The organism is Novosphingobium mangrovisedimenti (assembly GCF_025153475.1).
GTDB lineage: Bacteria > Pseudomonadota > Alphaproteobacteria > Sphingomonadales > Sphingomonadaceae > Novosphingobium > Novosphingobium mangrovi_A.
Window position 1 is genome coordinate 393,313 of record NZ_JANZXA010000001.1, and the last position, 26,582, is coordinate 419,894.

The following is a 26,582-nucleotide window of genomic DNA, read 5'->3' on the forward strand; positions in this document are numbered from 1 at the left end:
CTCTAGCGCAAGAATCGCGGATAGCTGCCATGGGAACCCGCCCCCATTTGTCCACGCAGCCCAGCATTCACAGCGCTCAGCATATGCGCGGCAGTTGCTCACCGGCCATGAGATCAAGCGCGTAGCTGCCGCCGAGCGTCTGCAACGCAACGCTACCCGCGCCCTCGGCAACGGTGCCGATGATCGCGGCGGCTGCGTCAAACTCACGCAGGACGGCCAGCGTGCGTTCCGCCTCCTGCGCCGGAACTAGCGCGGCGAAGCGGCCTTCGTTGGCGACATAGAGCGGATCGAGCCCGAGTATCTCGCAGGCCCCGCGTACCGGCTCGGACACCGGGATGGCCGCCTGTTCCAGACGCATGGCCACGCCCGCCGTCTGCGCGATCTCGACGAGGGCGGTTGCCAGTCCGCCGCGCGTGAGGTCGCGCAGGCAGTGGAGGTCTATGCCCTGTTCCACCAGCTTCGCCACACAGGCGGCGAGCGGGGCGCAGTCGCTGGCGATCGGCGGTTCGAAGCCGAGCCCCTCGCGCGCCGCCATCACGGCCATGCCGTGGCGGCCGATGTCGCCGCTCAGGACAATGGCATCGCCCGGGCGCACCCGCCGGGGCGAGACAAGCTGCGGCGTCATGACCTCTCCGATCCCGGAGCTGTTGATGTAGAGGCCGTCCCCCTTGCCGCGCTCCACCACCTTGGTGTCGCCGGTGACGAGGCGCACGCCCGCCGCCTGCGCGGCCTCGCGCATGGACTGGGCGATGCGAGCAAGATCGCTGGTGGGAAAGCCTTCCTCGATCACGAAACCGGCACTGAGCGCGATCGGGCGCGCGCCGCACATCGCCAGATCGTTGACCGTGCCGTTGACGGCGAGCGTGCCGATATCACCGCCTTCGAAGAACAGCGGCCGCACGACGTAACTGTCGGTCGTGAACGCGATCCGCGCCCCGCCGATCTCGATACAGGCGCCGTCATGTTCCAGATCCTCGGGAGCCTCGGCGAAAGCAGGCCGGAAGATGTCCTCGATCAGGCGATGGGTCAGGAGCCCGCCGCTGCCGTGGCCCATCTCGACGTGATCGCGGTCGGTTTCGGGCAGAGGGCAGTTCAGGGAGAAAGTCGGGCTGTCGCTCATGCGGCCTTGCCTGTTTGCGCCGGGGAGCGGCGGTAGCGATAGTAGGCCGCGCAGGCCCCTTCGGAGGATACCATGGTCGCGCCCAGCGGGTGTTCGGGCGTGCAGGCCTTGCCGAAGGCGGGGCAATCGCCGGGCTTGCGCGCGCCGCGCAGCACTTCGCCGCTGATGCACAGGCCGGGACGCTCGCGGCCCACGGCGATTTCGGAAAAGCGGCCCAGTGCATCGAAACGGGCATATTCGGGGGAGAGCCCGAGCCCGCTCTGCGTAATCGGCCCCATCCCGCGCCAGTCCTGCGCCTGCACCGTGAAGACCCGGTCCACAGCCGCGCGCGCGGCCGGATTGCCCTCGGGCCGGACGAGGCGGTCGTACTGGTTCTCGACCTCGGCGCGCCCTTCCTCGAGCTGGCGGATGCACAGGTAAAGGCCCTGCAGCAGGTCGAGCGGCTCGAAGCCGGTGACGACGATGGGGATGTGATGGCGGGCCGCGATGGGCAGGTAGTCGCGGTATCCGGTGATCGTGCAGACATGCCCGGCGGCAAGGAAACCGTGAACGTCGCAGGCCGGATCGGCGAGCAAGGCATCCATCGCCGGCGGCACCAGCACATGGCTGACCAGCAGCGAGAAGTTGCCCAGCCCCTCGCGCGCGGCCTGCAGCACGGCCATGGCCGTGGCGGGCGCCGTCGTCTCGAAACCGATGGCGAAGAACACCACTTCGCGCTCCGGGTTCTCGCGCGCGATCGCCAGGGCATCGAGCGGCGAATAGACCATGCGCACATCCGCGCCGCGCCCCCGGGCCGAGAACAGGCTTCCGTTGTCGCCCGGCACGCGCAGCATGTCGCCGAAGGAGCAGAAGATCACTTCCGGCCTTTCGGCCATGGCGATCGCGGCATCGATCATGCCCGGCGGCGTCACGCAGACGGGGCAGCCCGGCCCGTGCAGCAGCGTGATACCCTCTGGCAGCATCCGGTCTATGCCGTGGCGGACGATGGCATGGGTCTGCCCCCCGCAGATCTCCATGATCGACCATGGCCGCGTCACGATGGCCGCGATGGCCTCGGCACAGGCCCGCGCCGCGGCGGCATCGCGATACTCGTCGACGTGCTTCATGCCTCGTCCCCGAACTCGATTTCCGCGAGCAGGGCCAGCGTCGCGCGCGCCTTTTCCTCGTCGATCACCGAAATGGCGAACCCGGCGTGGACGAGTACATAGTCGCCCACCCGGGCCTCGGGCACATAGGCAAGGTTCGCGCGCTTGACGATGCCGGCAAAGGCAATGCGCCCTTCGCGGGTGAGCGGGTCGTCACCCTCGATGCTCAGGAGTTCGCCGGGGACGGCAAGGCACATCAGCGTTTCTCCTCGGTCAGCATCCGGGCGGCAAAGGCGGCCTGCCCCACGGCGAGCCCGCCGTCACCCGTCGGCACCCGCAGATGGCGGAAGGGCTGGAAACCCGCCGCCCGCAACTGCGCCTCCGCCTGTTCGGTCAGGCGGGCATTCTGGAAACAACCGCCGGTCAGCACAACCCGCTCGATCCCGATCCGCCGCGAAACATCGACGATGGCGCAGACCAACCAGTCGTGAAATCCGGCGGCGAGATCGTCCGCGTCGGTGCCGGCTTGCAAAGCCTCCATCAGCGTCCCGAGCATCGAACGCCAGTCGATCCGGAGAACGCCTTCCTCCTCGCTGACCAGAGGCGGCGGCAGCGCAAAGGCGGCCGAGGCCCTGTCGGAAGCGAATTCCACCGCCATCGCCGCTTCGCCTTCGAACGAGGCACGCTGGCACAGGCCGAGTATCGACGCGACGGCATCGAACAGCCGTCCGGCACTCGATGTCAGCGGCGCGTTGGTCCCGCGTTCCAGCATGGTACGAAGAACGCCGCGCTCCTGCCCAGTGAAAGCGGCAAGGGGTTCGCACTCCATGTCCCACAAGGCATCGCCGTAAAGCGCATGGAGCGCGCCCAGAGCGGCGCGGCGCGGTTCGCGGATGGCCGCATCGCCCCCGGGCAAACGGAACGGCAACAGATGCGCCGCGCGGCGATACGTGTCCTCGCCGAGAGCCAGGAACTCGCCGCCCCAGATCGTGCCGTCCGAGCCATGGCCGGTCCCGTCCCAGGCCACGCCCAGCACCGGGCCGGACAGATCGTTGTCGATCATGGCGCTCAGCACGTGGGCGAGGTGATGCGGGGCCTTGCACACGTCCCGCCCCATGGCCTGCGCCACATGGGTGCTGTGATAGCCCGGATGCGCATCACAGGCGACGCGCGCGGGTTCAAGCCCGTAAAGCGCCGTCATGCTCGCGATGGAGCTGGAAAAAGCGGCACGCGTCTCGACGCTGTCGAGGTCGCCCACATGCGGACCGAGCACGATCGTCTCGGCCTGCCCCACGGCCACGCTGCTCTTCATATGACCGCCGAGGGCCAGAACCGGCGCGGTCTGGTGCGGGTCGGTGAGTACGAGCGGTGCGAAGCCCCGGGCGCTGCGCAGGACCGTGGCCTTACCCGCGATCACGCGCAGCACGGAATCGTCGACCGGATGCAGGATCGGGCGGTCATGGGTGAGGAAAAGATCGGCGATGCCAGAGAGGCGCGACAGGGCCTCCTCGTCGTTCGCGGCAAGTGGTTCTCCGCTGCGGTTGCCGCTGGTCGCAACGACGGGGAAGCCGAGCATGTCCATGAGCAGGTGATGGAGCGGCGTATAGGGCAGCATCAGGCCGATGTTCGGATTGGCAGACGCGACATTCGGAGCCAGCGACGGGGACGCGTCCGTGCGGGAGTGCAGCAGGACGATGGGCGCGACGGGGGATTCCAGCCATTGGCGCTCCGCCCTGGAAACATACGCGAGGGCATGGGCTTGGGCGATCGATCCCGCCATGACCGCAAAGGGCTTGGCCGGCCGGTGCTTGCGCTGCCGTAACCGGGTTACTGCCGCCTCGTTTCGCGCATCAACGAGGAGCTGGAATCCGCCCAGCCCTTTCAGCGCCAGTATCTGTCCATCGCGCAGCGCCTGTGCGGCCTGTTCGAGCGCCGCTCCCTGCTCGGCCAGCGTTGCGCCATCGGCAGACCGGAGCGTCAGGCGCGGTCCGCAATCGGGGCAGGCGTTGATCTCAGCATGGAAGCGGCGCGAGGCGGGATCGTGATATTCCGCTCGGCAGGCATTGCACATCGCGAAATGGCGCATGGCCGTGCGCGCGCGGTCATAGGGCACGGCCTCGATAATGCTGAAGCGCGGGCCGCAATGCATGCAACTCGTGAAGGGGTAGCGATAGCGCCGGTTCGCGGGATCGTTCATCTCCGCCCGGCAATCCTCGCACATGGCGAGATCGGGCTGGACGACGACGCCGGGCGCCTCGCCGGTGCTGCTCGGTGCGATGGAGAAATCCCGCTGCCCGGTCAGGGCAATCGTCTCCGGCGCGATCCTGTCAATGACAGCCGGAGGCCGGACTTCGCGTTCCAGCCGTGCGAGGAAACGCTCAACCGCCTCTCCCTCCCCCTCGACCTCGAGGGCAACGCCCGAACCTGTGTTGCGCACGAAACCGCCCAGCCCCTCGCTCACTGCCAGCCGGTAGGCGAACGGACGGAAGCCCACGCCCTGCACGGCCCCGGCGATGGTCAGCCTGACACGCTGGCGCTGCGCGTCATCGGCAAGCAGGCCGGTGCCGGGCTCCATGGCGGCTCAGTCCTCCGTCTCGGGCACTTCCATCGTGGCGCCGCGGATCATGACGTGGAGGGCATTGGGATCGGTGGCGTCGTCGGATGCGACGATATCCAGCTCCGCGCCTTCGGCAATCGTGCCCTTGGCCTCGTCGACGTAGTGCTCGCGGAAATGCTCGGGCGAGAACTGGCTGAGCGCGCCCAGCCAGACATCGACGCGCGATATGGCCTTGGCATTGGCATCGCCTGCGAGCGTTTCGAGATGGCGGACGAGATCGCGGACAATGCCCGTTTCATGCATGGTTTTCTTGCTCCTGAAGTCTGGCCGCTTCGGCCCTCACCCTCTCCGCTGCGGGCGCGGCGGCGGCAGCAACTTGCGCCGACAGCGGCGCCCCGCCGTCGAAGCAGGCCCCCTCGATCGCGTAGACGACGATGTCCCTCGGCGCGAGATCGAGCGTACGGGCCAACGCAACCGCCTCGCCCAGCCCGAAGGCGTGGCTCGACAGGAAAGCCATGTCGCGCGGCAGCTCTTCGTGGGCGAGGTCGATGCGGTGAATGCGGCCGGGCTCGCCCATCGGCGCTGCGGCATCGACGCACACGATGGCGTCGAATTGGGCCCAGTCCTCTATCAGCGCCAGCATGTCGCCGCTGCGCGCCATCAGCGTGACGCCCGGCGGCAGGTGCTCTTCCAGCAGCGCGGCAACGGCGGCGCCGACACCGTCATCGCCCCGGTCGGGATTGCCGAGGCACAGCACCAGCACGCACGGCGGCCCGCTCACGAGCGATGCACCGAGAGCTTGAGGAAGTGGGCCGAGCAGGAAATGCACGGATCGTAATTGCGGATGGTCTGTTCGCAGCGGTCGCGGATCACGTCATCGTCGGCCTCGACCAGCGATCCGGCGACAGCTGCCAGATCGGCCTCGATGCTGGGCTGGTTCTGCGATGTCGGCGGCACGATGCGCGCGGCGCGGATGGTGCCGTCCTCCTCGAAATCGTAGCGGTGCCAGCAGATGCCGCGCGGCGCCTCGGTGCAGCCGAAGCCGGTGCCGGCGCGCGGTTCGAAGGGCACGGTCGCTGCCTCGGGCAGTTCGTACTCGCCAATGAGCCGCACGGCCTCTTCGCAGGCAAAGGCGACTTCGAGCGCGCGCACGACGATGCTGCGGAAGGGATTGTTGCAGACCGGCCCCAGCCCCGCCTCGCGCGCAAGCGACTGGATCGTCTCGGGCAAGAGCTGCGAATTGAGCGCATAGCGCGCCAGCGGCCCGACCAGATAGGCCCCGCGCTGCTTCACCATGGCATGAAGCGCGGTGGAATGGGGGACGTGGCGTTCCTCGAATTCGTTTTCGAAATCGCCAATGTCGATGTCGATCCCGCGGCTGGAGACCAGCCTGCCGCCGGTGATCGGATATTCGCTCTCGTGCCGCATGGCGACGAATTCGTAGTCCTGCTCGAAATCGGGGATCGGCAGGGTGGAAGTCCAGCGTACCAGATCGAAGGCCTGATCGCGCGCGCGCTTCAGTTCCTCGCCCATGGGCGCAAGTTCGGCCTTCGTGGGCAAGCGGTAGAACCCGCCCGGCCGGACATTGACCGGGTGAATCTCGCGTCCGCCCAGCAGGCACATCAGCGCATTGCCCGCCTTCTTGACCGCGAGCCCGCTGCGCACGACGTCGCCGTGCTTTTCGGCCATGCGGATCGCGTCGGGATAGCCGAGGAAATCGGGGGCATGCAGCATGACCACGTGCAGCGCGTGGCTTTCGATCCATTCGCCGCAATAGAGCAGCCGCCGCAGCGTGCGAAGCTGGCCGCCGACCTCGATACCGAAAGCCCGTTCCACCGCCTGCACCGCGCCCATCTGGTAGGCAACCGGGCAGATCCCGCAGATGCGCGCGACGATGTCGGGCAGCTCCATGTAGCCACGCCCGCGCAGGAACGCCTCGAAGAAGCGCGGCGGTTCGAAGATGCGCAGGTTCGCCGCCTTCACCGCGCCGTCCTCGATATGCAGATCGAGCGCGCCCTCGCCCTCGACGCGGGCGAGGTAATCGACCTTGATCGTCTTAGTCGTCATGCGCTTCGCTTTCCTCGCGGAACGGTTCGGCCCAGGCATTGAACGTGCGCAGGGCCCGCTGGATGTCGCGCGGCTGCGCGCCCAGAGCCTGCCATTCGCCGGCCAGTGACTTCATGTTGGGCGTTTCCATCGGCCCGTAGCATCCATAGCAGCCGCGCCGGTAGGCCGGGCAGAGCGCGCCGCACCCGGCATGGGTCACGGGGCCGAGGCACGGCGTGCCCTGAACCATGACGCAGACATTGCCGCGCTGCTTGCACTCGACGCAGACGCTGTGCGCGGCAATCGCGGGCTTGCGTCCGGCAAGATAGGCCGAGATCACTTCGAGCAGCTGCATCTTGTTGATCGGGCAGCCGTGGAGTTCGTAGTCGACCGCGACATGGTCCGAGATCGGCGTCGATGTCGCCAGCGTCTCGATATAGCGGGGCGAGGCATAGACGGTGGAGACGAACTCATCGACGTCGGCGAAATTGCGCAGCGCCTGGATGCCGCCCGCCGTCGCACAGGCCCCGATGGTGACGAGGAACTTCGACTGTTCGCGCACGTCCTGGATGCGCCGGGCATCGTGCGGGGTCGTGATCGAGCCCTCCACCAGCGAGAGGTCGTAGGGACCCTCGGAAATCGCGCTGGAGGCTTCGGGGAAGTTGGCGATCTCGACCGCACCGGCCAGCGCCAGCAGTTCGTCCTCGCAATCGAGGATCGAGAGCTGGCAGCCGTCGCACGAGGCGAATTTCCAGACGGCGAGGCGGGGGCGCTGCAGCGAGGGCATGCTCAGATCTCCCGCATGGCAAGGATGCCGGCGATGCGGTCCAGCGCCATCACCGGGCCGTCCTTGCAGATGAACGAGGGGCCGAACTGGCAATGGCCGCACAGGCCGATGGCGCATTTCATGTTGCGCTCCATCGAAAGGAACGTGCGTTCGGCGGGCAGGTTCGCTTCCTGCAGGGCCGTGGCGGAAAAGCGCATCATCACTTCGGGCCCGCAGATGAAGGCATAAGTATCGTCCGGATCAAAGGCCGCCCGGCGGATCAGCGAGGGGACGACGCCGACATTCCCGCGCCACTCGGTATCGGCATGATCGACGGTGACCTGCACTTCCACGTCCAGCCGCTGCCGCCAGTGTTCGAGCTGGTGGCGAAAGAGGATTTCGCGCGGGCTGCGGCATCCGGCGAGGATCGTCACCCGGCCATAGCGCTCGCGCGCCGCCAGCACCGCCTCGATGGCCGGGCGCAGCGGCGCGAGACCGAGCCCGCCGGCGACGAACACGACGTCCGAGCCTTCCGCCTCGGCCACCGGCCAGCCCGTGCCGTAGGGCCCGCGCAGGCCCAGCACCGCGCCTTCTTCCATGCCCGCAAGCGCGCCGCTGACGGCGCCGACCGCGCGGATCGTATGGACGAAGCCGCGCGGCGTTTCCCCGCTGATGCTGATCGCCACTTCGCCGATCCCCATGGCATAGAGCATGTTGAACTGGCCCGGGAGCCCTGCCGGGCGGTTGCCGGACACCGGCTCCACTTCCAGCGTGACGACACCGGCCAGTTCGCTCTGCGCGCGGCTGACGCGATAGACGTCGGGCACCATGGGATCGCGCGGGGGCATGACGGCCTGCATCATTTCGATCCGTAGACGTCCAGTATCTGCAGGCGCGTCGCATGGAGCCGCTTGACGATGATCGGCAGGAAGCGCTGCATCATCTCGTAGCCCAGATGGTGATCGGCATCGCATTTCCCGCGCAGGCATTTCGCGTCGATACCGATGGCGCGGGTAAGGTCCATGGCGCGCGCATCGAACTCGGCGCGGTAGGGCGGCACGATCCACGATGCGCCGACGATCTCGCTTTCGCCCAGCGTCGAGATGACCACCGGCGCGCTTCCCGGCGCGGCGATCTCCAGCGTGACCCGCCCGTGCCGGATCAGGTAGAAGGTATCGGCGGGATCGCCTTCGCGGATGAGATATTCGCCCGCGTCGAAGCGGTAGTTGCGCGCGCAACCAGCCAGCAGCTCAAGATATTCCGGAGCAAGCCCCGCGAAGAAGGGATGCTTCGCCATAAGCTGGTCCATGGTTTCCATGGTCACGCCTCTCCTTTCCCGCCGGGAGTCGCCCTGATGGCCGCCGCTTCCTCGGTAATGTCGATCCCTACCGGGCACCATGTCACGCAGCGCCCGCAGCCGACGCAGCCCGAGGTGCCGAACTGGTCGATCCAGTTGGCCAGCTTGTGCGTCATCCACTGGCGATAGCGCGAGCGCGTCGAGGATCGGACGCTGCCGCCGTGGACATAGGAAAAGTCCATCGTGAAGCAGGAATCCCACTTGCGCACGCGCTCGGCGCTCTGGTTGGTGAGGTCGCTATGATCCTCCACCGTGGTGCAGAAACAGGTAGGGCAGACCATAGTGCAGTTCGCGCAAGTGAGGCAGCGCTCCGCCACCTCGTCCCAGCGCGGATGTTCGAGGTTGCCCTGCAGCAGTTCCTTGATGCCGTTGGTATCGAGACTGCGCCCCATCTGCCCGGCGGTGCGTTCCACGACCGCGGCGGCTGCCTCGATCTGCACCGCGGAAGCAGGCGCGGAAGGCACCTCCTCCATCACTTGCGCGCCTGCGTCGCTGCCGATCTCAACAAGGAAGCGGTGCTCGCCACCGTCGAGCAATTCGGTCAGAGCCAGATCGAAGCCGCTTTCAACTTTCGGGCCGGTTTCCATCGACACGCAGAAGCAGGTGCCGCCCGCCTGCCCGCAATTGACCGCGACGATGAAAGCCTCCTGCCGCCGTGCGGCATATGTCGCATTGGCATGGTCGCCTTCGGCAAGGACGCGGTCCTGAATCGCCATGGCATGAAGCTCGCAGCCGCGAACGCCGATGAAGGCGAATTTGTCCTGCGACGTTTCGGGCGGCGAAATCGCCATGCCGCCTTTGTCGTCCCACCGCGCACTCCACAGCGTCTCGACCGGCGGAAACAGGAACTTCTTCCACGAATGCGGACCAACGGCATAGCCGAATAGAGCGTCGTCCTGCCGCCGTTCGAGCCTGTAGCGCCCCGGCTCCTGACGGTCCGTCCAGCCCTGGGGCAGGTCCCCGATGCCGGTTATATCGTCATAGACGACCGCATCGTCGCGCAAGGCCGGCCCCACGACGCGGAACCCCATACTGGCAAGCCGTTCGATCAGAGCTTGCAGACCGAGCGGGTCGATCACCAAGCCTGCCGTGTCCGCACTGTCGCGTTGCATACCTCGGTCCCGGTCCTGATCGGCGCTATCGTGCAACGGCCTACCGCAATCCCCCGGCGTACCGTATTGGGAATCCTCCTATAATCTATTCCGCGCCAACTGACCAACAGCCATCCCGCAATGTCATGCCGAAACGCCCGGACGCTCTCATCCGCGCGCAAGTTGCGCTGCCGCAACGACCTTCCGGCGAAACAATGCCACGGCACCGGGCGTTGCCCTGGAGGTTCACGCCAGTCTTTCGATAGGATAGTCCTTTCCGGACTGCCGCAAGCCGAACGGAGAAATGCACCCGTGGATATGCAGTCACACACCCCGAACGGCCTTCGCCTGCCGACGATCCAGGACTACCTTCCCCTGATCGGAAGTGAAGCGGCGCAGCGCATCCAGGCCAAGGCTCAACGGCTCAGCGACCTGCACATCATCAACGTGAATTCCACCTACTACGGCGGCGGCGTGGCCGAGATCCTCTCCTCGCTGACGTTGCTGATGAATGGCGCAGGCATCCGCACGGGCTGGCGGGTATTGCAGGGACGACCCGATTTCTTCAGCATTACCAAGAAGATGCATAACGCCCTGCAAGGCGGGGAGATCCACTTCAACGACCTGAAGCAGGACATCTACGAGGAAGTCGTCTTCGAAAACGCCGCGCGCATGCACATCGACCACGATGTCATCATCGTGCACGATCCCCAGCCGCTGCCGCTGATCAACCACTTTCGCAAGAAGGCCCCCTGGATCTGGCGCTGCCACGTCGATCTCTCGCATCCCGACCCCGAACTCCTGTCCTATCTTTCCGGCTTCATCGAACAGTATGACGCGGTGGTCCTGTCCCTGCCGGAATATGCGCAGAACCTGTCGACGCCGCAGCGGTTCATCATGCCGGCCATCAATCCCTTCTCGACGACCAACAAGGAACTGACCGACAAGGAAATCGACGAACGGCTGAGCCACTACGACATTCCCACGGACCTCCCGCTGGTCGTGCAGATCTCGCGTTTCGACAAGTGGAAGGACCCGCAGGGCGTGATCGATGCCTTTCGCATCGCCAGCAAGGAAGTGGACGCGACGCTGGTGCTGGTCGGCAATATCGCGACCGACGATCCGGAAGGGCAGGATATTTTCGAGGCCCTGTGCGGCTGCCGGGAAGAGCGGATCCGCGTCCTGTCCGTCCAGGACTCCGCGCTGGTCAACGCCCTGCAGCGGCGCGCCGCCGTCGTCATGCAAAAGTCGCTCAAGGAAGGCTTCGGTTTGACCGTGACCGAGGCGATGTGGAAGGGCGCGGTCGTCATCGGCGGCAACGTCGGCGGTATCAAGCACCAGATCGAGGACGACGTGAACGGCATCCTCGTCGATAGCGTAGAGGACGCGGCGGAACAGATCGTCCGTGTCCTGAAGGACCCCGCCCTCCGCAAGACGATGGGCAAGGCGGCACGCGAAACCGTGCGCACCCGCTTTCTCATGACCCGGCTGATGGAGGACTGGCTCGATCTCATCGCCTCGTTCGAGCCGCACTTCCGCCTCAAGGGGCATGCCGATTGACCCTGCCGGGGAAGCGCTTTCACGCCGGACCGGCCCCTGCCAGGCGCCCTTCGACGCCCGAGGCCCGTCGGGAGCGAGACAACACGAAAGGCCTTCCGACAGGCAAGGCGGCCATGCAGCGGCGATGTTTCCTCGTTGCGATAGGCAACCATCGATATTCCTGCGCTTTATCGGGGAGTGCCCGGAGCGGCACAACGTCTCACCGACGCGGACCGGAGTCGGCAATGGCACAAGACAGCGGCCCGGTCGGGACGGCCCCTCATCCGATGCCGCCTGCCCGACAAGCTCTTCCCAAGGCCTGGCCGAGACCGATGCCCCCCGTGCGGCCGCTGACGTGGTGCTCACCCTCGGCCTTGCCCTCGTCCTCGGCCATCGGCACGCTGGCGGCACTGTTATGCTATTGACTTGCATGACGTTTTAACAAAGACTGGCGGGACCGGCTCCGGTCAATCGGTTCAACTGCCAGCAGTCATGACCTCGCTTACGCACGATACATCCGCAACGTCGAAGCGGACCCTGGACCTGCTTGCGCGTGCTTTTCGCGAGGTGTCCGATTGCGCGTTCTATGTCGTGGGCCCCGACAACAGGATCGTCGTCTGGAACCGGGGCGCCGCCGATCTGCTGGGACTGGCGGCGGAAAACGCCATCGGCCTGGACGGGGCATGCGTCTATCCCGAGGATGCGATCGAGGCCGACAAGCCGGTGCACGATCTCACCGCGGCCCGTACGCACGACCGGATGGAGGAAGCGGCCTGGCGGATACGGTCCGACGCGACCGAGTTCCTCGCCCATGTCTCGATCACGGCCCTGCACGGCGATGATGGCGCGATCGTCGGCTATGCGCACCTCCTGCGGGACATCACCGAGCAGCATGCGACCGAAGAGGCGCTGAAGGCGAGCGCCAATCACTTGCGCTCGATCCTCTCGACCGTGCCCGACGCGATGATCGTGATCGACGAACAGGGCCGGATCATCTCGTTCAGCGCTGCCGCGGAAAAGCTGTTCGGCTATACCGAAACGGAAGTCGCCGGCAGGAACGTGAGCATGCTCATGCCGTCGCCGGACCGCGAGCGGCACGATGGCTATATTGCCCGCTATCTGCAGACCGACGACCGGCGCATCATCGGCATCGGGCGCGTGGTGCTCGGCGAGCGGCGGGACGGGACGACTTTCCCGATGGAACTCTCCGTGGGTGAAGCCCATGGCGAGAAACAGCGCGTCTTCACGGGCTTCATTCGGGATCTGACCGAACGGCAGCGTACCCAGCACCAGCTCGAAGAGCTGCGGGACGAGCTGATCCACGTGACCCGGGTGAGCGCCATGGGCACCATGGCCTCCACGCTCGCGCATGAACTCAACCAGCCGCTCACGGCGATCGCCAACTACGTCGAGGGCGTCCGCACGCTCATGACCAGTGGCACGCTCGACCCCGAGACCAGCGACATGGTCGTGGATGCCCTAGCCGCGACCTACAACGAGGCCTTGCGCGCGGGCCAGATCGTCCGGAGGCTGCGAGCCTTCGTTGCCCGTGGCGAGAGCGAGAAGACGATCGAATCGCTGCCCTCGCTTGTCAGCGAGACCGGCGGGTTCGCCACGCTCGATGCACGCCAGCAGAACATCGACGTGACTTTCGACCTCGATCCCCTGGCCTCGCCGGTGCTCATCGATCGCATCCAGATCCAGCAGGTCCTGCTCAACCTGATGCGCAACGCCGTCGAAGCCATGGCCCAATCCACCACGCGCCGCCTCGTCGTGACCACGCGCAGCGAGACCGACGAGATGGTGCGCGTCACCGTGGCCGATACCGGCCCCGGCATCGCGCCCGACCTGCGCGATCAGCTCTTCACCGCATTCACCACGACCAAGGCGGAGGGCATGGGCCTCGGCCTGTCGATCTGCCGGACCATCGTCGAAGCCAATGGCGGGCGGATCTGGATGGAACCGGGGCCGGATGGCGGGGCGCAGTTCCATTTCACACTGATCAAGGCCAAAGGATAGAAAGTTGGCGGCCAAGCTTGTCCATATCATCGACGATGAAGAGGCGATCCGCAAGTCGACCAGCTTCATGCTCAAGGTCGCCGGGTACCAGGTGGAAACCTGGGAATCCGGCGTCGCCTTCCTCAAGAATATAAAGGATGTCGAGGAAGGCGCCGTCCTGCTGGACGTGCGCATGCCGGACATGGACGGGCTCGAGGTTCAGGCCGAGATAGCGGCGCATGGTGCGCTGCTGCCTGTGGTGATCCTCACCGGGCACGGGGACGTCAACCTTGCCGTGCGGGCCATGAAGGCCGGGGCGGTCGATTTCATCGAGAAGCCGGTCGAGAAGGAGCAGCTCATCGGCGCGCTGGAACGCGCGCTCGAAAAGCTCGAAGGGCGTGCAGAAGCCGCCAGGCTGACCGAGCAGGCCGAAGTGCGCCTCGCCGCTCTGACCGCGCGCGAAAGGGAAGTGCTCGACGGCCTTGCCAAGGGATTTCCGAACAAGACCATTGCCTACGATCTGGGCATCTCGCCCCGCACGGTCGAGGTCTATCGCGCCAACGTCATGACCAAGCTCGACGTGCGCAGCTTTTCGGAAGCCCTGCGCATCGCCTTCGCGGCCGGACTGGGGTAAGCCCTCACCGGGCAATTACGTAATGCGGTTCGTACGGAACCGTGCAACTTGGCAAGACCGGCGAAATGGTTCGCCGGCAGGCCCAAGATGATACATGACCCACTTGCCTTCGCCGGATGCAAAGCCGCGAATTATCGTTGTCGAAGATAATGTTGCAGTCCGGCGCTCGTTGCTGTTGCTCCTTCATGGCCGGGGTTGGGACGTCCGCGCTTACAGCTCGGCGAGATCGATGCTGGACGACCCCCAGGCGGACAGCGCAACCTGCCTCGTGGCCGACTATCGCCTTGCCGATCTGGACGGTGTCGAACTGCTGAACCAGTTGCGCGAACGCGGCTGGCAGGGGCAGGCGCTGCTGGTCACGGGATACCCCTCCCCCGAACTCGAAAACGCAGCCTATGCAGCCGGTTACGCACAGGTCATTGAAAAGCCCGTCGGCGACCTGACCTTGCCCGAAACCATACGCCGCCTGATCGAGACGAACCCTTCCTGACGAATGCGCCCGCTGGCATGGCCGGCTCTATGACAGAGCGGTCACCAAACTGACCAAACGCTGTAACGACCCGCGCGTAGGGGCGCCCCCAAGTTTCGCGGAAGGGGCAAAATGGCGTCGAAACGTTTCGAAGCACCGCGCGGGGGCGAGGGTGCCCGTGGTTGGGTAAGGGCGATACCGGCGCTTGTCGCGGCCGTGCTTGCCGCCGCGCCGGTTGCAGCGCAGGATCCGCAACCGGCACCGGTCGTCCACCAGATCGCCGCGCCGGAAGCGCGGCAGGGCGTCGCCTCCGATGGCACGCATGTCTATGCCATCGATAATACGGCCATTGCCCGATACCGGATCGCCGACGGACGCAAGGTTGCCGAATGGCACGGGGACCCGGCGCGCTACCCGCACATCAACAGCTGCACGATCGCCCAGGCCGAACTGGTCTGCGCCGCGTCGAACTACCCCGGCGTGCCGCAACTCAGCACCATCGAGATCTTCGCTCCCGAAACGCTGCATCACCTGCGCTCGGTCAGCCTGGGCATGATGCCCGGCTCGCTGACGGTCCTCGACCGGCATGACGGGCACTGGTGGGCGGTCTTAGCCAACTACGACGGCAAGGGCGGCGAACCGGGACGCGATCACCGCTACACGCTGTTTGCCCGGCTCGACGAGGAATTCCGCATCGTGCGCGGCTGGGCCTTCCCGGACGACGTGCTCGCGCGCTTCGCCCCCAGGAGCGCATCGGGCGCAAGCTGGGGCGCGGACGGACATCTCTACGTCAGCGGCCACGACCTTCCCGAACTCTACGTGCTCGACCTTCCCGATGCCGGCTCGGTTCTGGTCCACAAGGCAACGATTCCGGTCGTCACGCATGGGCAGGCGATAGATTTCGACCCGCGCGAACCCGCGCTGCTGTGGTCGATAGACCGCGCATCGAACACCGTGGTCGCCAGCCGCATCAGTGTCGCCCCGTGATCCGCCCGCGCCTCTACCGCTTCCGCTTCCTGCTCGGCGCCGTGGCGCTGGTCGCGGGCACGTCGTTCGCCGATCCGCTCCCCACGCCCGACACGGCGCCGGCACTGTCCTTCGGTCCGGGCAAGACGCCGTCGGCGTGCGATCGGGGCGACCTTTCGGTGATGACCTACAATGTCGCCGGCCTGCCCTGGCCCCTCGCGAAGAAGGGACCGGGCGCGCTGCGCTTGATCGCGACGCGCCTGGCCGGAATGCGCGCCGAGCGCTGCGCCCCGCACGTCGTCGTGCTGCAGGAAGCCTTCAGCCGCGAGGCCAAGGCGATCGGCACGCGCGCGGGCTATCCCTTCATCGTCGAGGGCCCCTACCTGCGCACGGGAACGGCGCCAGAGGGCGTGGAACGCAACTGGATGCTGGGCGAAACCGCAGGCACGCCGATCGACAGCGGCCTGATGGTCCTTTCGGACCTGCCCGTGCTCGACGTGCGCAGGGCCGCATTCCCCGAAGGCGCCTGCGCCGGATACGACTGCCTGGCCGCCAAGGGCGTTGTGCTGGTGACCCTGCAGCTTCCCGACAACCGCAAGGTCATGGTCGCGACCACCCATTTCAACAGCCGCGGCGCCTCGAAAGCGCCGGTGGCCCGGACCTTCGACGCCTATCGGCGCGAGGCCGATTTCCTGGCGGGCTTCATCACCGCGAACCGGGGCAAGGACATGCCGCTGATCGTCGCGGGGGATTTCAACCGCGGTCAACGTCCCGGCCGGACCGCCGTACTGCAGACCGCCATGGCCCGCCTTGCAGGCGCCCCGCAGGACGACGCTCTGCGCACCTACATGACCGGCGAGCGGCAGCCGGTGCTGCCCGCCGCCGATGCCGGAACGATCGTCCGGCGCGCGCGCGACATGCAATTCGCCATTGCCGGCGAGAGGGTCCGCCTGACCCCCGTCGGCGCCGACATTCCTTTCGGAACCGAAGCCGACGGATCGATGCTTTCCGACCACATCGGTTACACGATCCGCTATCGCTATTCGGAAAGCTGATTTCCCGCTTGTGGCGGCGGGCGTGAAGCGCCCGCTTCCCACAAACGATGCGGCCTCCGAGGTTCCCCCGGAGGCCGCCTTCATCGCCTGACCAACCGCCTTACTGGCAAGCGAGACATTCGTCGTAGTCGGTGCTCTCGCCGATCTCGAACTTGGGCGCTTCGGAAGTGTTGTCCGCCTCCACGCCGCCGGCGAAGCCCGCGCGCTGCACCGACTTGGAGCGCAGGTAGTAGAGCGACTTGATGCCCTTTTCCCACGCCTGGAAGTGCAGCATCATCAGGTCCCACTTGTCGACATCGGCGGGGATGAACAGGTTCAGCGACTGCGCCTGGTCGATGTAGGGCGTGCGGTCGGCGGCGAATTCGAGCAGCCAGCGCTGGTCGATCTCGAAGCTCGTCTTGTAAACCGCCTTTTCCTCCGGCGAGAGGAAATCGAGGTGCTGGACCGAGCCGCCGTTCTCAAGGATCGTGTTCCACACATTGGTGGAATCCTTGGACTTCGAGGCCAGCAGCTTCTGCAGGTAGGGGTTCTTCACCACGAAGGAGCCCGAAAGTGTCTTGTGGGTATAGATGTTGGCCGGGATCGGCTCGATGCAGGCGCTGGTGCCGCCGCAGATGATCGAAATCGAGGCCGTGGGCGCGATCGCCATCTTGCAGCTGAAACGCTCCATCACGCCCTGGTCGGCCGCGTCGGGGCAGGGCCCGCGCTCGTTCGCCAGCATCATCGAGGCCTCGTTGGCCTTCTGGTTGATGTACTGGAAGATCTGCAGGTTGAGCGCCTTGGCCATCGCGCTCTCGAAAGCGATGCCCTTCTTCTGCAGGTACGAGTGGAAACCCATCACGCCCATGCCGACCGAACGCTCGCGCATAGCCGAATACTTGGCGCGGGCCATCTCGTCGGGCGCGCGGTCGATGTAGTCCTGCAGCACGTTGTCGAGGAAGCGCAGCACGTCCTCGATGAAGCGCTTCTCGCCCTTCCACTCTTCCCAGGTTTCGAGGTTGAGCGAGGAGAGGCAACACACCGCCGTGCGATCGTTGCCAAGGTGGTCGCGGCCGGTCGGCAGGGTAATTTCCGAGCACAGGTTCGAGGTCGAGACCTTGAGGCCGAGATCGCGGTGATGCTTGGGCATCATGCGGTTCACGGTATCGGAGAAGACGATGTAGGGCTCACCCGTCTGCAGGCGGATCTCCACCAGCTTCTGGAACAGCGAGCGCGCATCGACCGTATTGCGCACCGAACCATCTTTCGGGCTGCGCAGTTCGAACTCGGCACCGTCGCGCACGGCTTCCATGAACTCGTCGGTGAGCAGTACGCCGTGGTGCAGGTTGAGTGCCTTGCGGTTGAAGTCGCCCGAGGGCTTGCGGATCTCGAGGAACTCTTCGATTTCCGGGTGCGAGACGTCGATGTAGCAGGCAGCCGAGCCGCGACGCAGCGAGCCCTGCGAAATCGCCAGCGTGAGGCTGTCCATCACGCGCACGAAGGGAATGATGCCGCTCGTCTTGCCGTTGAGGCCAACCGGCTCGCCGATGCCGCGCACCGAGCCCCAGTACGTGCCGATGCCGCCGCCGCGCGAGGCCAGCCAGACGTTCTCGTTCCAGGTCGCGACGATGCCTTCGAGGCTGTCGTCGACCGAGTTGAGGTAGCACGAGATCGGCAGGCCGCGTCCGGTGCCACCGTTCGAAAGCACGGGCGTTGCCGGCATGAACCACAGCTTCGAGATGTAGTCGTAGAGCCGCTGGGCGTGCTCGGCATCGTCGGCATAGGCATCCGCGACGCGCGCGAAGATGTCCTGATACTTCTCGCCGGGCAGCAGATAACGGTCGTCGAGCGTTTCCTTGCCGAAATCGGTCAGGAGCGCGTTGCGGCTCTCGTCGGTGACGACGTTGAAGCGGCGATCGTGGATGACCTTGGAATCGCTTTTCCCGGCGGCCTTGGCAGCCTTCTTCGGCGCCGGCGCCTCAACCAGATCTGCGGTCGCGGTATCGGTCTTGTCCATGACGATTGCCGGGCTCTCGCCCGTCTCCTTCTGTTTCGTGGCGGCTTCGCGCGGAGTGTCGAGTACGCCCATCTCGGTCTGCTCCCCGTCGTCGTGGCTCACATCGTGGCTGGCCACATGACCCTCGTTTCCGTTTCTGAAATCCACTTGTCGCCCCCGCAGCCCTCAAAAATGTCATCAAACCGCCCCGAGGCGGCGTCACAGCCTAAGGCAGTGGTCCAGCGACCGGCGCGAGTCGGCGGGAGGCAAGCTTCCCGTCTAGCACAACCGGTACAAAAAGAGAACGATGAAGTTCCCGCCCAACCCTTGCCACGCCGCCCCGCAAGACCTTTGCCCACCCCGGGGACACGGTCACACGCGATGCATGATCCATGTGACTTTCCTAGGTGTTGAGGCCCGACGAGCGACGCGCCACAACCCATAGTGCGCTTTCTGGAAACGGGCGCAAGAGGGTGAAGTCGCAGTTAACGGGAAGCGACCGAAGGCACCCGGCACTGCGCGACGCGTGGAAAGTCCTGACCCCGTTGCCGGTGCAAGAGTCAAAATCGGCAATGCGCGCAAAAATTTTTCCACATAAATTGCCGACGAGTCGAATCGTGCTTGCGACGAGCCGAGTCCACTTTCGCCCGCTGTCAAGCACCCGGACACCTAAATGTTGGGCGATCCCCCTACCCGACGACACTACAGGCAGCGACGCAGCCATCTTGCGGACCATCCGGGACAAGCATCCGTCGAGCGCGCTATGCCGCTTGACGAAGCGGGGATGCAAAACCGCCTCTGACATGCAACCGTAGGAATGCGGGCCCCAATCGGGCCCGACCGAACATTCCATTCCGTGGCAAGGGACAAGCCCCCATGTTCAACATCATCGGCGCCATCATCAGCGGCCTGATCATCGGCGTGCTGGCGCGCTATTTCTATCCCGGCGACGTCGACATGGGCTGGGTCGCGACGATCCTGCTCGGCATCGGCGGCTCGCTCGCCGCCGGCCTCATCACCAGCCGCGGCCAGCGCGAATTCAGCCAGGCCGGCTGCCTCGCCTCGATCCTGGGCGCGATGGCGCTGATCTTCATCGGCCGCGCACTGGGCGTCGGCGGCTGAGGCCTATTTCGCCCGCGCGAGGATATTGGCGGCGGTGGTGACGAGACCGCCGTTCGCCGCAATCGTCAGTCCGGTCAGCCAGCGCGCCTCGTGCGAGGCGAGGAAGCCAACGACATCGGCAATGTCCTCCGGCTCGCCGAGGCGACGCAGCGCCGTCCAGGGCACGACCTGATCGGGCCAGGACTGCCCGGCGATCATTTCGGTGCGCGTACAGCCCGGCGCGACAGAGTTGCAGGTTATCCCGCGCGGGCCCAACTCCTGCGCCAGACTGCGCATGAACGCCTCTGCCCCGGCCTTCGCCGCCGCGCCGATCGACACGCCCGGCGCCGGGTGCGTGGCCATGCCCGAGGAGATGAAGACCACCCGCCCGGCCTCGCTGCGAGGTCAGCCGCGCGAACTCCGATGCGGCAAGGATCGTCGAACGCAGATTGAGCGCGAGGACGGCATCGACGGTTTCCAAGGGCATGTCGGTGGCCAGACCGCCCTTGCCGCCGCGTCACAGCAGCGCCCCGCCATCGACGGGGATCACCGTGCCGGTAATCCAGCGCGCGGCATCGCTGCACAGGAAGGCGATGGGCCCGGCAATGTCGTCGGGCTGGGCAATGCGCTTGAGCGCCTGATCGCGCGTGGTCATCTCGAAGCCCTGCGGCGTCTCGGCCCAGGCGGCGATCGGCCCGGTGGCCGTCGTTCCCGGCGCCACGGCGTTGACGCGGATCCAGCGCGGGCCGAACTCGTGCGCAGCGCGGCGCACCAGCGTCTCGACGCCGCCCTTCATCGTCGCATAGCCGGCGACCCCGCCCGTCACCCGCCGCGCCGTGAGCGAGGAGACGAAGACCACGCTCGCCCCCTCAACCAGCGTGGGCGAGAGCGCCTGCAGCAGGAAGAAGGGCGCACGCAGGTTGACCGTGAAGATACGGTCGAATGTCTCCTCGTCGCAGGTCGCGATGTCCGAGGGCGGCATGACTGCGGCGTTAAGCACGAGCGCCTGCAGCCCGTCCGGGCACAGCGCCGCGACTTCGGCCGCGAGCCGGGCCGGGGTCTGCCGGTCGGACAGATCGCCGCCGACCAGCTGCGCGGCACCGCCAGCCATCTCGATGTCGCGCACGACCGCCTCGGCCTTGTCGCGATTGCCGCCGTAATGGACAATGACGCGGTAACCCTCCGCCGCCAGCGTCCGCGCCGTCGCAGCGCCGATGCCTTGCGACGAACCCGTCACGAATGCCGTCTTGGTCATGATGCAGTCCTCTCCCGTCTATGGCGGAAGAGTGCGTCAGGCATGGGGCGCTGTCGAGCAGGCGCGGCCCGGCTTCGCGGGAGCGATGCGGGTCAGGGAACCAGAACGGTGTCCACTGGCGTCTCGTCGGTTTCGGGATAATCGAGCGTATAGTGCAGGCCCCGGCTCTCGTGCCGCTTGAGCGCGGACTGCACGATCAGCTCGGCCGACTGCAGCAGGTTGCGCAGCTCGATCAGGTCGGTCGAAACGCGGAAGTGGCGATAGTATTCCTCGATCTCGGTGTTGAGCAGCTGGATGCGGTGCATCGCGCGCTCGAGCCGCTTGGTGGTGCGCACGATGCCCACGTAGTTCCACATGAAGCGGCGGATCTCCGTCCAGTTCTGCTTGATGACCACTTCCTCGTCGGAATCGGTCACCCGGCTTTCGTCCCAGGGCATGACCGGCGGCGGAACATCGAAGCTGTCCCATCGCGCGAGAATGTCGCTGGCCGCGGCATCGCCGAACACGAAGCATTCGAGCAGCGAGTTGGACGCCAGGCGATTGGCCCCGTGAAGACCGCTCTCAGTGCATTCCCCGGCGGCATAGAGCCCGGGCAGGTCGGTCCGGCCATCGAGATCGATCAGCACCCCGCCGCAGGTATAGTGCTGCGCCGGAACCACCGGGATCGGTTCCCGGGTCATGTCGATGCCCAGCGTCAGCAGCTTCTCGTAGATGGTCGGGAAATGCTCCATCACGAATTCGGCCGGCTTGTGGCTAATATCGAGATGGACGTAATCGAGACCGTAGCGCTTGATCTGCTCGTCGATCGCGCGGGCAACGATGTCGCGCGGCGCGAGTTCGGCGCGCTCGTCGTAGTCCGGCATGAAGCGATGGCCGGTATCCGGGTGCTTGAGATGGCCACCCTCGCCGCGCACCGCCTCGGTAATCAGGAAGTTCTTGACCTCGAGGTTGTACAGGCAGGTCGGGTGGAACTGCATCATCTCCATGTTGGAAACGCGTGCGCCCGCACGCCAGGCCATGGAGATGCCATCGCCAGTAGCCCCGCGCGGCGCCGTGCTGAACTGATAGACACGCCCCGCCCCGCCGGTCGCCAGCACCGTGGCGCGGGCGGTGAAGGCCTCGACATGGCCCGTCTCTTCATTGAGCGCATAGACGCCCCAGACACGGCCCGACGCGGAATAACGCACCTCGTGCCGGCCGGTGATGAAATCGATGCACGAACGGCCGGGCAGCAGCGTGATGTTCGGATTGGCCTCCGCCGCCCGCAGGAGTGCTTGCTGGACCGCCCAGCCGGTGGCGTCGTTGACATGGACGATGCGGCGATGGGAGTGGCCACCCTCGCGCGTCAGATGGAGCGCGTTGCCATCCATGTTGAACGGGACGCCCAGGTCGATGAGACGCCCGATCGCACGCGGGGCGCGCTCGATCACGAATTCGACCGTATCGCGCCGGTTAAGACCGGCCCCGGCAATCATGGTATCGCGCACGTGCTCTTCGAACGTATCGCCTTCGTCGAGCACCGCGGCGATCCCGCCCTGCGCCGACGCGGTCGATCCACCGGCCAGATTGCCTTTCGCGAGCACGGCCACCTTGAGGTCCTTTGCCAGTGCAAGAGCAGCGGTCAGGCCCGCCGCCCCCGACCCGATCACGACGACATCGAAAGTTCTGGCGTGGTTTGCATGCGATTCCATCGCGCTTCATTGCCGAGGTATGACGGTCTCTGCAAGAATTTGCGATGATGCCACCGTTATGTTGCAGTGCCACAAAACTACCTATAAAATACGGAAAGTACTGGAAACCATCAATACTGCCACCGATGTGGCCACCCCCCTGAATGGTTTGATCCGGTCAAACAGAATCCAGCATATAGAGGTTGACAACGTGGCTAACTTCTTCCCCCTGTGTATAGCCAACAGACACACCCCTATTCGCTCCAACGTCCGATGGGATGGAGCCAATTATATTGGTACTTGCAAAAATTGCGGCAAGGACATTAGGCGCGAAAAGCACAACGTGTGGAAAATCGACGAGGAACGTGCGTAGAACTTTCGGTAAAACTTGCAGATTTGTGCACCGCAGCGGCTTCGCACGGCGGGATGCTGCACGACCTTCGGATACGAGGCGCTGTTTACCGCGCGTCAGCAACTGCGGCTAACGGCACCGAAAGACAATTCGAACGCAATCCCGGATTTTCCCGCGCGAATCGGATTGATGTGCAAACGCTTACATTCTGCCGCCAGTGTACGACGGCCCCTTGCCATCGCCACATGACCGCTCAGGCAGCCGCGCGCGCCTGGCTTGTGAGAGTAACGAAAACGTCCTCGAGATCGGCTTCGCGCGTCGTCACATCGACGATGGCGAACCCTTGCGCCTGAACCGCGGAGAGGATCTCACCGGCATTGCTGCGATCCTTGTCGTACGTGACTTCGACAGTACGCTCGCCCGTTTTCTCGCACTTGATGACACCGGGGTAGTCGGGCAGCTCCGCCACGTCGCGATCGAACGTCAGGACCAGGATCTTCTCGCGCGCCATGCCGACCAGTTCACGGGTCGGCTTGTTGGCGATCACCTCACCGTGGTTGATGATGGCGATGCGGTCGCACAGTTCCTCGGCCTCTTCGAGGTAGTGCGTGGTAAGCACGATCGTCACGCCTTCGCGGTTCATCTCCGTAACCAGTTCCCAGAGCTGGCGACGCAATTCCACGTCGACGCCCGCGGTGGGTTCGTCAAGCACCAGCACAGGGGGCTGGTGCACCAGAGCCTTGGCGATCAGCAGGCGCCGCTTCATGCCGCCCGACAGCGTGCGCGCATAGGCGTTGCGCTTGTCCTCCAGATGCACGGCGCGAAGCAGTTCTTCGGACCGGCGCAGATGCCTGGCAATGCCATAGAGCCCGGCCTGGTTCTCGAGCACCTCGAACGGGGTGAAAAAGGGATCGAAGACGATTTCCTGCGGGACGATACCGATCGAGCGCTTGGCGTTGCGCTGGTTGCGATCGATGTCGAAACCCCAGATCTCCGCCGTGCCCGAGGTCTTGCGCACAAGGCCCGCAAGAATGTTGATCAACGTGGACTTGCCCGCGCCATTGGGCCCAAGCAGGCCGAAAATGCCGCCTTCGGGCACATCGAAGGACACGCCCTTGAGCGCCAGCTTGCCCTCGTCGGTGCCGGCTGGCGCATAGCGCTTGACGAGATCGCGGATCGAAATGGCGGGCGTAGTCTGGGGGGCAGTGCTCATGGCCCCTGCATGTGGGGCAGGTTTGCGTCCACGTAAAGAGCGGTCCTTGCTTGACGCTCCTGCGCGATCCACTTATGATACACAATGTATCATTGATGCGTCAGCTGGAACAATGGCGCGCAGGATGGGAGAGCAGAAATGGCAAGTGCCGCACAACTCGTCGAAAAGGATTATTTCACCGACCATTCAGTGCTTCTCGATCCCTACGACTACTTCGAGTCCATCCGCGCCCACGGGCCGGTCTACCAGATGCGCAGCCGCGACGTGGTTGTCGTCACCGGCTTTGCGGAGGCGCTCGAGGTCCTGCTCAATACCCGCGACTTCTCGTCCTGGCTGAACCCCGATCCGCTGGTGGCGCTGCCCTTCGAGGTGGAAGGGGACGACATCGCCGCTCAGCTGGCCAGCGTGCCCAGCAGTCCCATGGAACTCATGGTCTCCTACGACGGGGACCGCCATGCCGCGGCCCGGTCGCTGCTCAACCCGCTGTTCACGCCTTCACGCCTCAAGGCCAACGAGGCGTTCATGCGCGCCTATGCCGAGGACATGGTGCGCAAGGTCGTGGCGGCAGGCGGCTGCGAGCTGGTCAACAAGGTGGCCACACCCTTCGTCACCATGGTCATCGCCGACCTGCTCGGCGTTCCGGCGGAGGATCGCGAGGCGTTCCGCGAAGTCATCGACGCCGCCCCGCCGCCGGGCAACATGGATGCCCCGGGCAGCGACGACGTCATCCATCCACTGATGGTCATGGCCGGGTATTTCACCCGCTATGTGGCCGAACGGCGCGCGCAGCCGCGAGACGACGTGATGACCGAGATGGCACTGGCGAAATATCCCGACGGATCGACGCCCGACGCCATGGAAGTCGTGAAGTCGGCCATGTTCCTGTTCGCCGCCGGGCAGGACACCAGCGCCAAGCTGATCGGCAACTCGATGCGTCGGCTGGCGGAAGACCAGGTGCTGCAGCAGCAGCTTCGCGAAGATCGCACGCTGATCGGTCCGTTCCTGGAGGAAGTGCTGCGCCTTGAAGGATCGACCAAGGCCACCTTCCGCATTGCCTCGTGCAAGACCCGGATCGGCGACGTCGAGATCCCGGCGGGCAAGCGGGTGGTCGTTTCGCTCTCTGCCGCGAACCGCGATCCGCGCCGATGGGACGATCCGGGCACCTTCCGCATCGGCCGCCCCAGGATCAAGGAACACCTCGCCTTCGGGCGCGGCGCTCATACGTGTGCCGGCGCGCCGCTCGCCCGCGCGGAAGTGGCCGTGATCCTCGAGCGCTTCCTCGATCACACCACGTCGATCACGCTCGACGAGGCACATCACGGCCCGGCCGGCACACGCACGATCGAATACGAGCCGAGCTACATCATTCGCGGACTGGCGAACCTGCACATCAAGCTGGCCTGATCGGCTCCCTCGCGCACAAAAAAATCCGGGGCCAGACGGCCCCGGATTCTCCATTTCCCGCGTGACAGATCGTTCAGACTGCGCTGGCGCCTCCGGGCACCTTCTTCGCCTTGGGCTTGTACTCGGCGCCCTTGTAGCCTTCGCCATAGTCCAGCGTGCCAAACATCCAGTCGTAGAGCAGCGAGATCGTCGCGAAGTTGCCGCCGGTGAAGCGCGCATGGTGGTTGTGGTGCATCACCGACATCGTGTTGAGGTACCTGAAGGGGAAGCGGTCCACCGTCCACAGGTCGTGGTTGTGCAGGTTGATCTGCGAGAAGGCGACCCAGGTCACGACGATGGTGACGACGTGGAAGTCTCCCATGAAGCGCGACAGCACGAAGATGCAGGCAACATAGAGCCCCAGCCCCATCGCGACTTCGAGCGGGTGGATATAGCTCGAGTCCTCGCGGCACGGGTTGTGCTGGCGATGGTGCACGGCGTGGACCCAGATCAGCGGGCCGCCCAGGAAGCCGGCATCGTGGAACAGGAAGCGGTGCACCAGATAGTAGAAGAAATCATAGACCATCAGGATGACGAAGCAGTCGAGCAGAACCTGCCAGACCGGCTGAGGGGCGGTCGTCAGGCAGAACGGCAGCACGCCCGCGAAGATTGCCACCCAGAAAAAGAGGCCCCACTTGCGGTTCCAGCGCTGGTTCGCCGCATAGCGCGGGTTCTCCATTTTCTGGCGGTAGGTCTCATGATTGAGACGATTGGCCTCGCGGAACGTGGGCACCAGCCGCACCAGCAGCTTTCCCACCAAGGTCACGGCCATGATTCCAAGCGCCGTGTAAAGCGACAATTGCCACTGGTAGCCCGCTACCAGTCCATCCCAAAACGCGCTGCCCATTGTTCGATCCTCTCAGACTCTGCATCCCGGGCCTGATTCGTTG

24 protein-coding genes and 1 pseudogene are annotated in these 26,582 nt (G+C 65.4%); 8 read left to right on the forward strand and 17 right to left on the reverse strand.

Features of this window, described 5'->3' with window-relative positions; genetic code table 11:
* Window positions 1-76 precede the first annotated feature (76 nt).
* Genes hypE through NZK81_RS02155 form a run of 11 tightly spaced genes read right to left on the reverse strand, consistent with a single transcriptional unit; the run spans window position 77 to window position 10,043 of the window.
* A complete protein-coding gene (gene hypE, locus NZK81_RS02105; RefSeq protein ID WP_260043448.1) occupies window positions 77-1,120 on the reverse strand; it encodes a hydrogenase expression/formation protein HypE in 1,044 nt (347 codons plus the stop codon).
* Window positions 1,117-2,226 (reverse strand): hydrogenase formation protein HypD, encoded by a 1,110-nt coding sequence (hypD, locus tag NZK81_RS02110; protein ID WP_260043449.1) that lies wholly within the window; start codon window positions 2,224-2,226, stop codon window positions 1,117-1,119. Before hypD ends, hypE begins: the two co-directional genes overlap by 4 nt.
* A complete protein-coding gene (locus NZK81_RS02115) occupies window positions 2,223-2,462 on the reverse strand; it encodes a HypC/HybG/HupF family hydrogenase formation chaperone (protein WP_260043450.1) in 240 nt (79 codons plus the stop codon). Before NZK81_RS02115 ends, hypD begins: the two co-directional genes overlap by 4 nt.
* Window positions 2,462-4,780, reverse strand: coding sequence for a carbamoyltransferase HypF (gene hypF / locus NZK81_RS02120; RefSeq protein ID WP_260043451.1), 2,319 nt, complete (start codon window positions 4,778-4,780; stop codon window positions 2,462-2,464). The genes NZK81_RS02115 and hypF overlap by 1 nt, the downstream gene beginning before the upstream one ends.
* A gap of 6 nt (window positions 4,781-4,786) precedes the next feature.
* The gene (locus NZK81_RS02125; RefSeq protein ID WP_260043452.1) at window positions 4,787-5,065 is read right to left on the reverse strand and encodes a hydrogenase maturation nickel metallochaperone HypA; all 279 of its coding nucleotides are present in this window, start codon (window positions 5,063-5,065) and stop codon (window positions 4,787-4,789) included.
* The gene (locus NZK81_RS02130) at window positions 5,058-5,543 is read right to left on the reverse strand and encodes a hydrogenase maturation protease (protein ID WP_260043453.1); all 486 of its coding nucleotides are present in this window, start codon (window positions 5,541-5,543) and stop codon (window positions 5,058-5,060) included. The genes NZK81_RS02125 and NZK81_RS02130 overlap by 8 nt, the downstream gene beginning before the upstream one ends.
* Window positions 5,540-6,829, reverse strand: coding sequence for a Ni/Fe hydrogenase subunit alpha (locus NZK81_RS02135; RefSeq protein WP_260043454.1), 1,290 nt, complete (start codon window positions 6,827-6,829; stop codon window positions 5,540-5,542). Before NZK81_RS02135 ends, NZK81_RS02130 begins: the two co-directional genes overlap by 4 nt.
* Entirely contained in the window at window positions 6,819-7,595 is a 777-nt protein-coding gene (locus tag NZK81_RS02140; protein ID WP_260043456.1) for an NADH-quinone oxidoreductase subunit B family protein, read from the reverse strand. The genes NZK81_RS02135 and NZK81_RS02140 overlap by 11 nt, the downstream gene beginning before the upstream one ends.
* 2 nt (window positions 7,596-7,597) lie before the next feature.
* A complete protein-coding gene (locus NZK81_RS02145; RefSeq protein WP_260043458.1) occupies window positions 7,598-8,437 on the reverse strand; it encodes an FAD/NAD(P)-binding protein in 840 nt (279 codons plus the stop codon).
* Entirely contained in the window at window positions 8,434-8,892 is a 459-nt protein-coding gene (locus NZK81_RS02150) for a cyclic nucleotide-binding domain-containing protein (protein ID WP_260043922.1), read from the reverse strand. Before NZK81_RS02150 ends, NZK81_RS02145 begins: the two co-directional genes overlap by 4 nt.
* Before the next feature lie 2 nt (window positions 8,893-8,894).
* Window positions 8,895-10,043 carry a 4Fe-4S dicluster domain-containing protein gene (locus tag NZK81_RS02155; protein WP_260043460.1) on the reverse strand — a complete coding sequence of 383 codons (1,149 nt, stop codon included), beginning with the start codon at window positions 10,041-10,043 and terminating at the stop codon, window positions 8,895-8,897.
* Window positions 10,044-10,340: 297 nt separating this feature from the next.
* Here NZK81_RS02155 and NZK81_RS02160 point away from each other — a divergent pair, with 297 nt between their 5' ends.
* From NZK81_RS02160 to NZK81_RS02185, 6 genes are all read left to right on the forward strand, one after another.
* Complete coding sequence (locus NZK81_RS02160; RefSeq protein ID WP_260043924.1) at window positions 10,341-11,582, forward strand: glycosyltransferase; 1,242 nt, start codon at window positions 10,341-10,343, stop codon at window positions 11,580-11,582.
* Between the two features lie 471 nt (window positions 11,583-12,053).
* A complete protein-coding gene (locus tag NZK81_RS02165) occupies window positions 12,054-13,580 on the forward strand; it encodes a PAS domain-containing sensor histidine kinase (RefSeq protein WP_260043462.1) in 1,527 nt (508 codons plus the stop codon).
* Between the two features lie 67 nt (window positions 13,581-13,647).
* Window positions 13,648-14,193, forward strand: coding sequence for a response regulator transcription factor (locus NZK81_RS02170; RefSeq protein WP_419181645.1), 546 nt, complete (start codon window positions 13,648-13,650; stop codon window positions 14,191-14,193).
* Window positions 14,194-14,287: 94 nt separating this feature from the next.
* Window positions 14,288-14,683, forward strand: coding sequence for a response regulator (locus tag NZK81_RS02175; RefSeq protein ID WP_260043466.1), 396 nt, complete (start codon window positions 14,288-14,290; stop codon window positions 14,681-14,683).
* Window positions 14,684-14,794: 111 nt separating this feature from the next.
* A complete protein-coding gene (locus NZK81_RS02180) occupies window positions 14,795-15,649 on the forward strand; it encodes a hypothetical protein (RefSeq protein ID WP_260043468.1) in 855 nt (284 codons plus the stop codon).
* Window positions 15,646-16,683: an endonuclease/exonuclease/phosphatase family protein gene (locus NZK81_RS02185; RefSeq protein WP_260043470.1), complete on the forward strand. Its 1,038-nt coding sequence runs from the start codon at window positions 15,646-15,648 to the stop codon at window positions 16,681-16,683. Before NZK81_RS02180 ends, NZK81_RS02185 begins: the two co-directional genes overlap by 4 nt.
* 100 nt (window positions 16,684-16,783) lie before the next feature.
* Here the strand turns inward: NZK81_RS02185 and NZK81_RS02190 are convergent, their stop codons facing one another.
* Entirely contained in the window at window positions 16,784-18,679 is a 1,896-nt protein-coding gene (locus NZK81_RS02190; protein ID WP_419181646.1) for a ribonucleoside-diphosphate reductase subunit alpha, read from the reverse strand.
* An 855-nt stretch (window positions 18,680-19,534) separates the two neighbouring features.
* On the opposite strand from NZK81_RS02190, the gene NZK81_RS02195 reads away from it, so the two are divergent.
* Window positions 19,535-19,780, forward strand: a complete 246-nt coding sequence (locus NZK81_RS02195) for a GlsB/YeaQ/YmgE family stress response membrane protein (RefSeq protein ID WP_260043473.1) — start codon at window positions 19,535-19,537, stop codon at window positions 19,778-19,780.
* Window positions 19,781-19,783: 3 nt separating this feature from the next.
* On the opposite strand, the pseudogene NZK81_RS02200 reads toward NZK81_RS02195, so the two are convergent.
* From NZK81_RS02200 to NZK81_RS02215, 4 genes and pseudogenes are all read right to left on the reverse strand, one after another.
* Window positions 19,784-20,146, reverse strand: a pseudogene (locus NZK81_RS02200) (SDR family oxidoreductase); the annotation flags it as partial.
* A 130-nt stretch (window positions 20,147-20,276) separates the two neighbouring features.
* Complete coding sequence (locus tag NZK81_RS02205; RefSeq protein ID WP_260043474.1) at window positions 20,277-21,014, reverse strand: SDR family NAD(P)-dependent oxidoreductase; 738 nt, start codon at window positions 21,012-21,014, stop codon at window positions 20,277-20,279.
* Window positions 21,015-21,106: 92 nt separating this feature from the next.
* On the reverse strand, window positions 21,107-22,705 hold the full coding sequence (nadB, locus tag NZK81_RS02210) for an L-aspartate oxidase (RefSeq protein WP_260043476.1): 1,599 nt from the start codon (window positions 22,703-22,705) through the stop codon (window positions 21,107-21,109).
* A 584-nt stretch (window positions 22,706-23,289) separates the two neighbouring features.
* On the reverse strand, window positions 23,290-24,249 hold the full coding sequence (locus tag NZK81_RS02215; RefSeq protein WP_260043477.1) for an ABC transporter ATP-binding protein: 960 nt from the start codon (window positions 24,247-24,249) through the stop codon (window positions 23,290-23,292).
* 138 nt (window positions 24,250-24,387) lie between these two features.
* On the opposite strand from NZK81_RS02215, the gene NZK81_RS02220 reads away from it, so the two are divergent.
* A complete protein-coding gene (locus tag NZK81_RS02220) occupies window positions 24,388-25,653 on the forward strand; it encodes a cytochrome P450 (RefSeq protein ID WP_260043478.1) in 1,266 nt (421 codons plus the stop codon).
* Between the two features lie 73 nt (window positions 25,654-25,726).
* Here NZK81_RS02220 and NZK81_RS02225 read toward each other — a convergent pair whose 3' ends face one another.
* Window positions 25,727-26,539, reverse strand: coding sequence for a sterol desaturase family protein (locus NZK81_RS02225; protein ID WP_260043479.1), 813 nt, complete (start codon window positions 26,537-26,539; stop codon window positions 25,727-25,729).
* Between the last annotated feature and the right edge of the window lie 43 nt (window positions 26,540-26,582).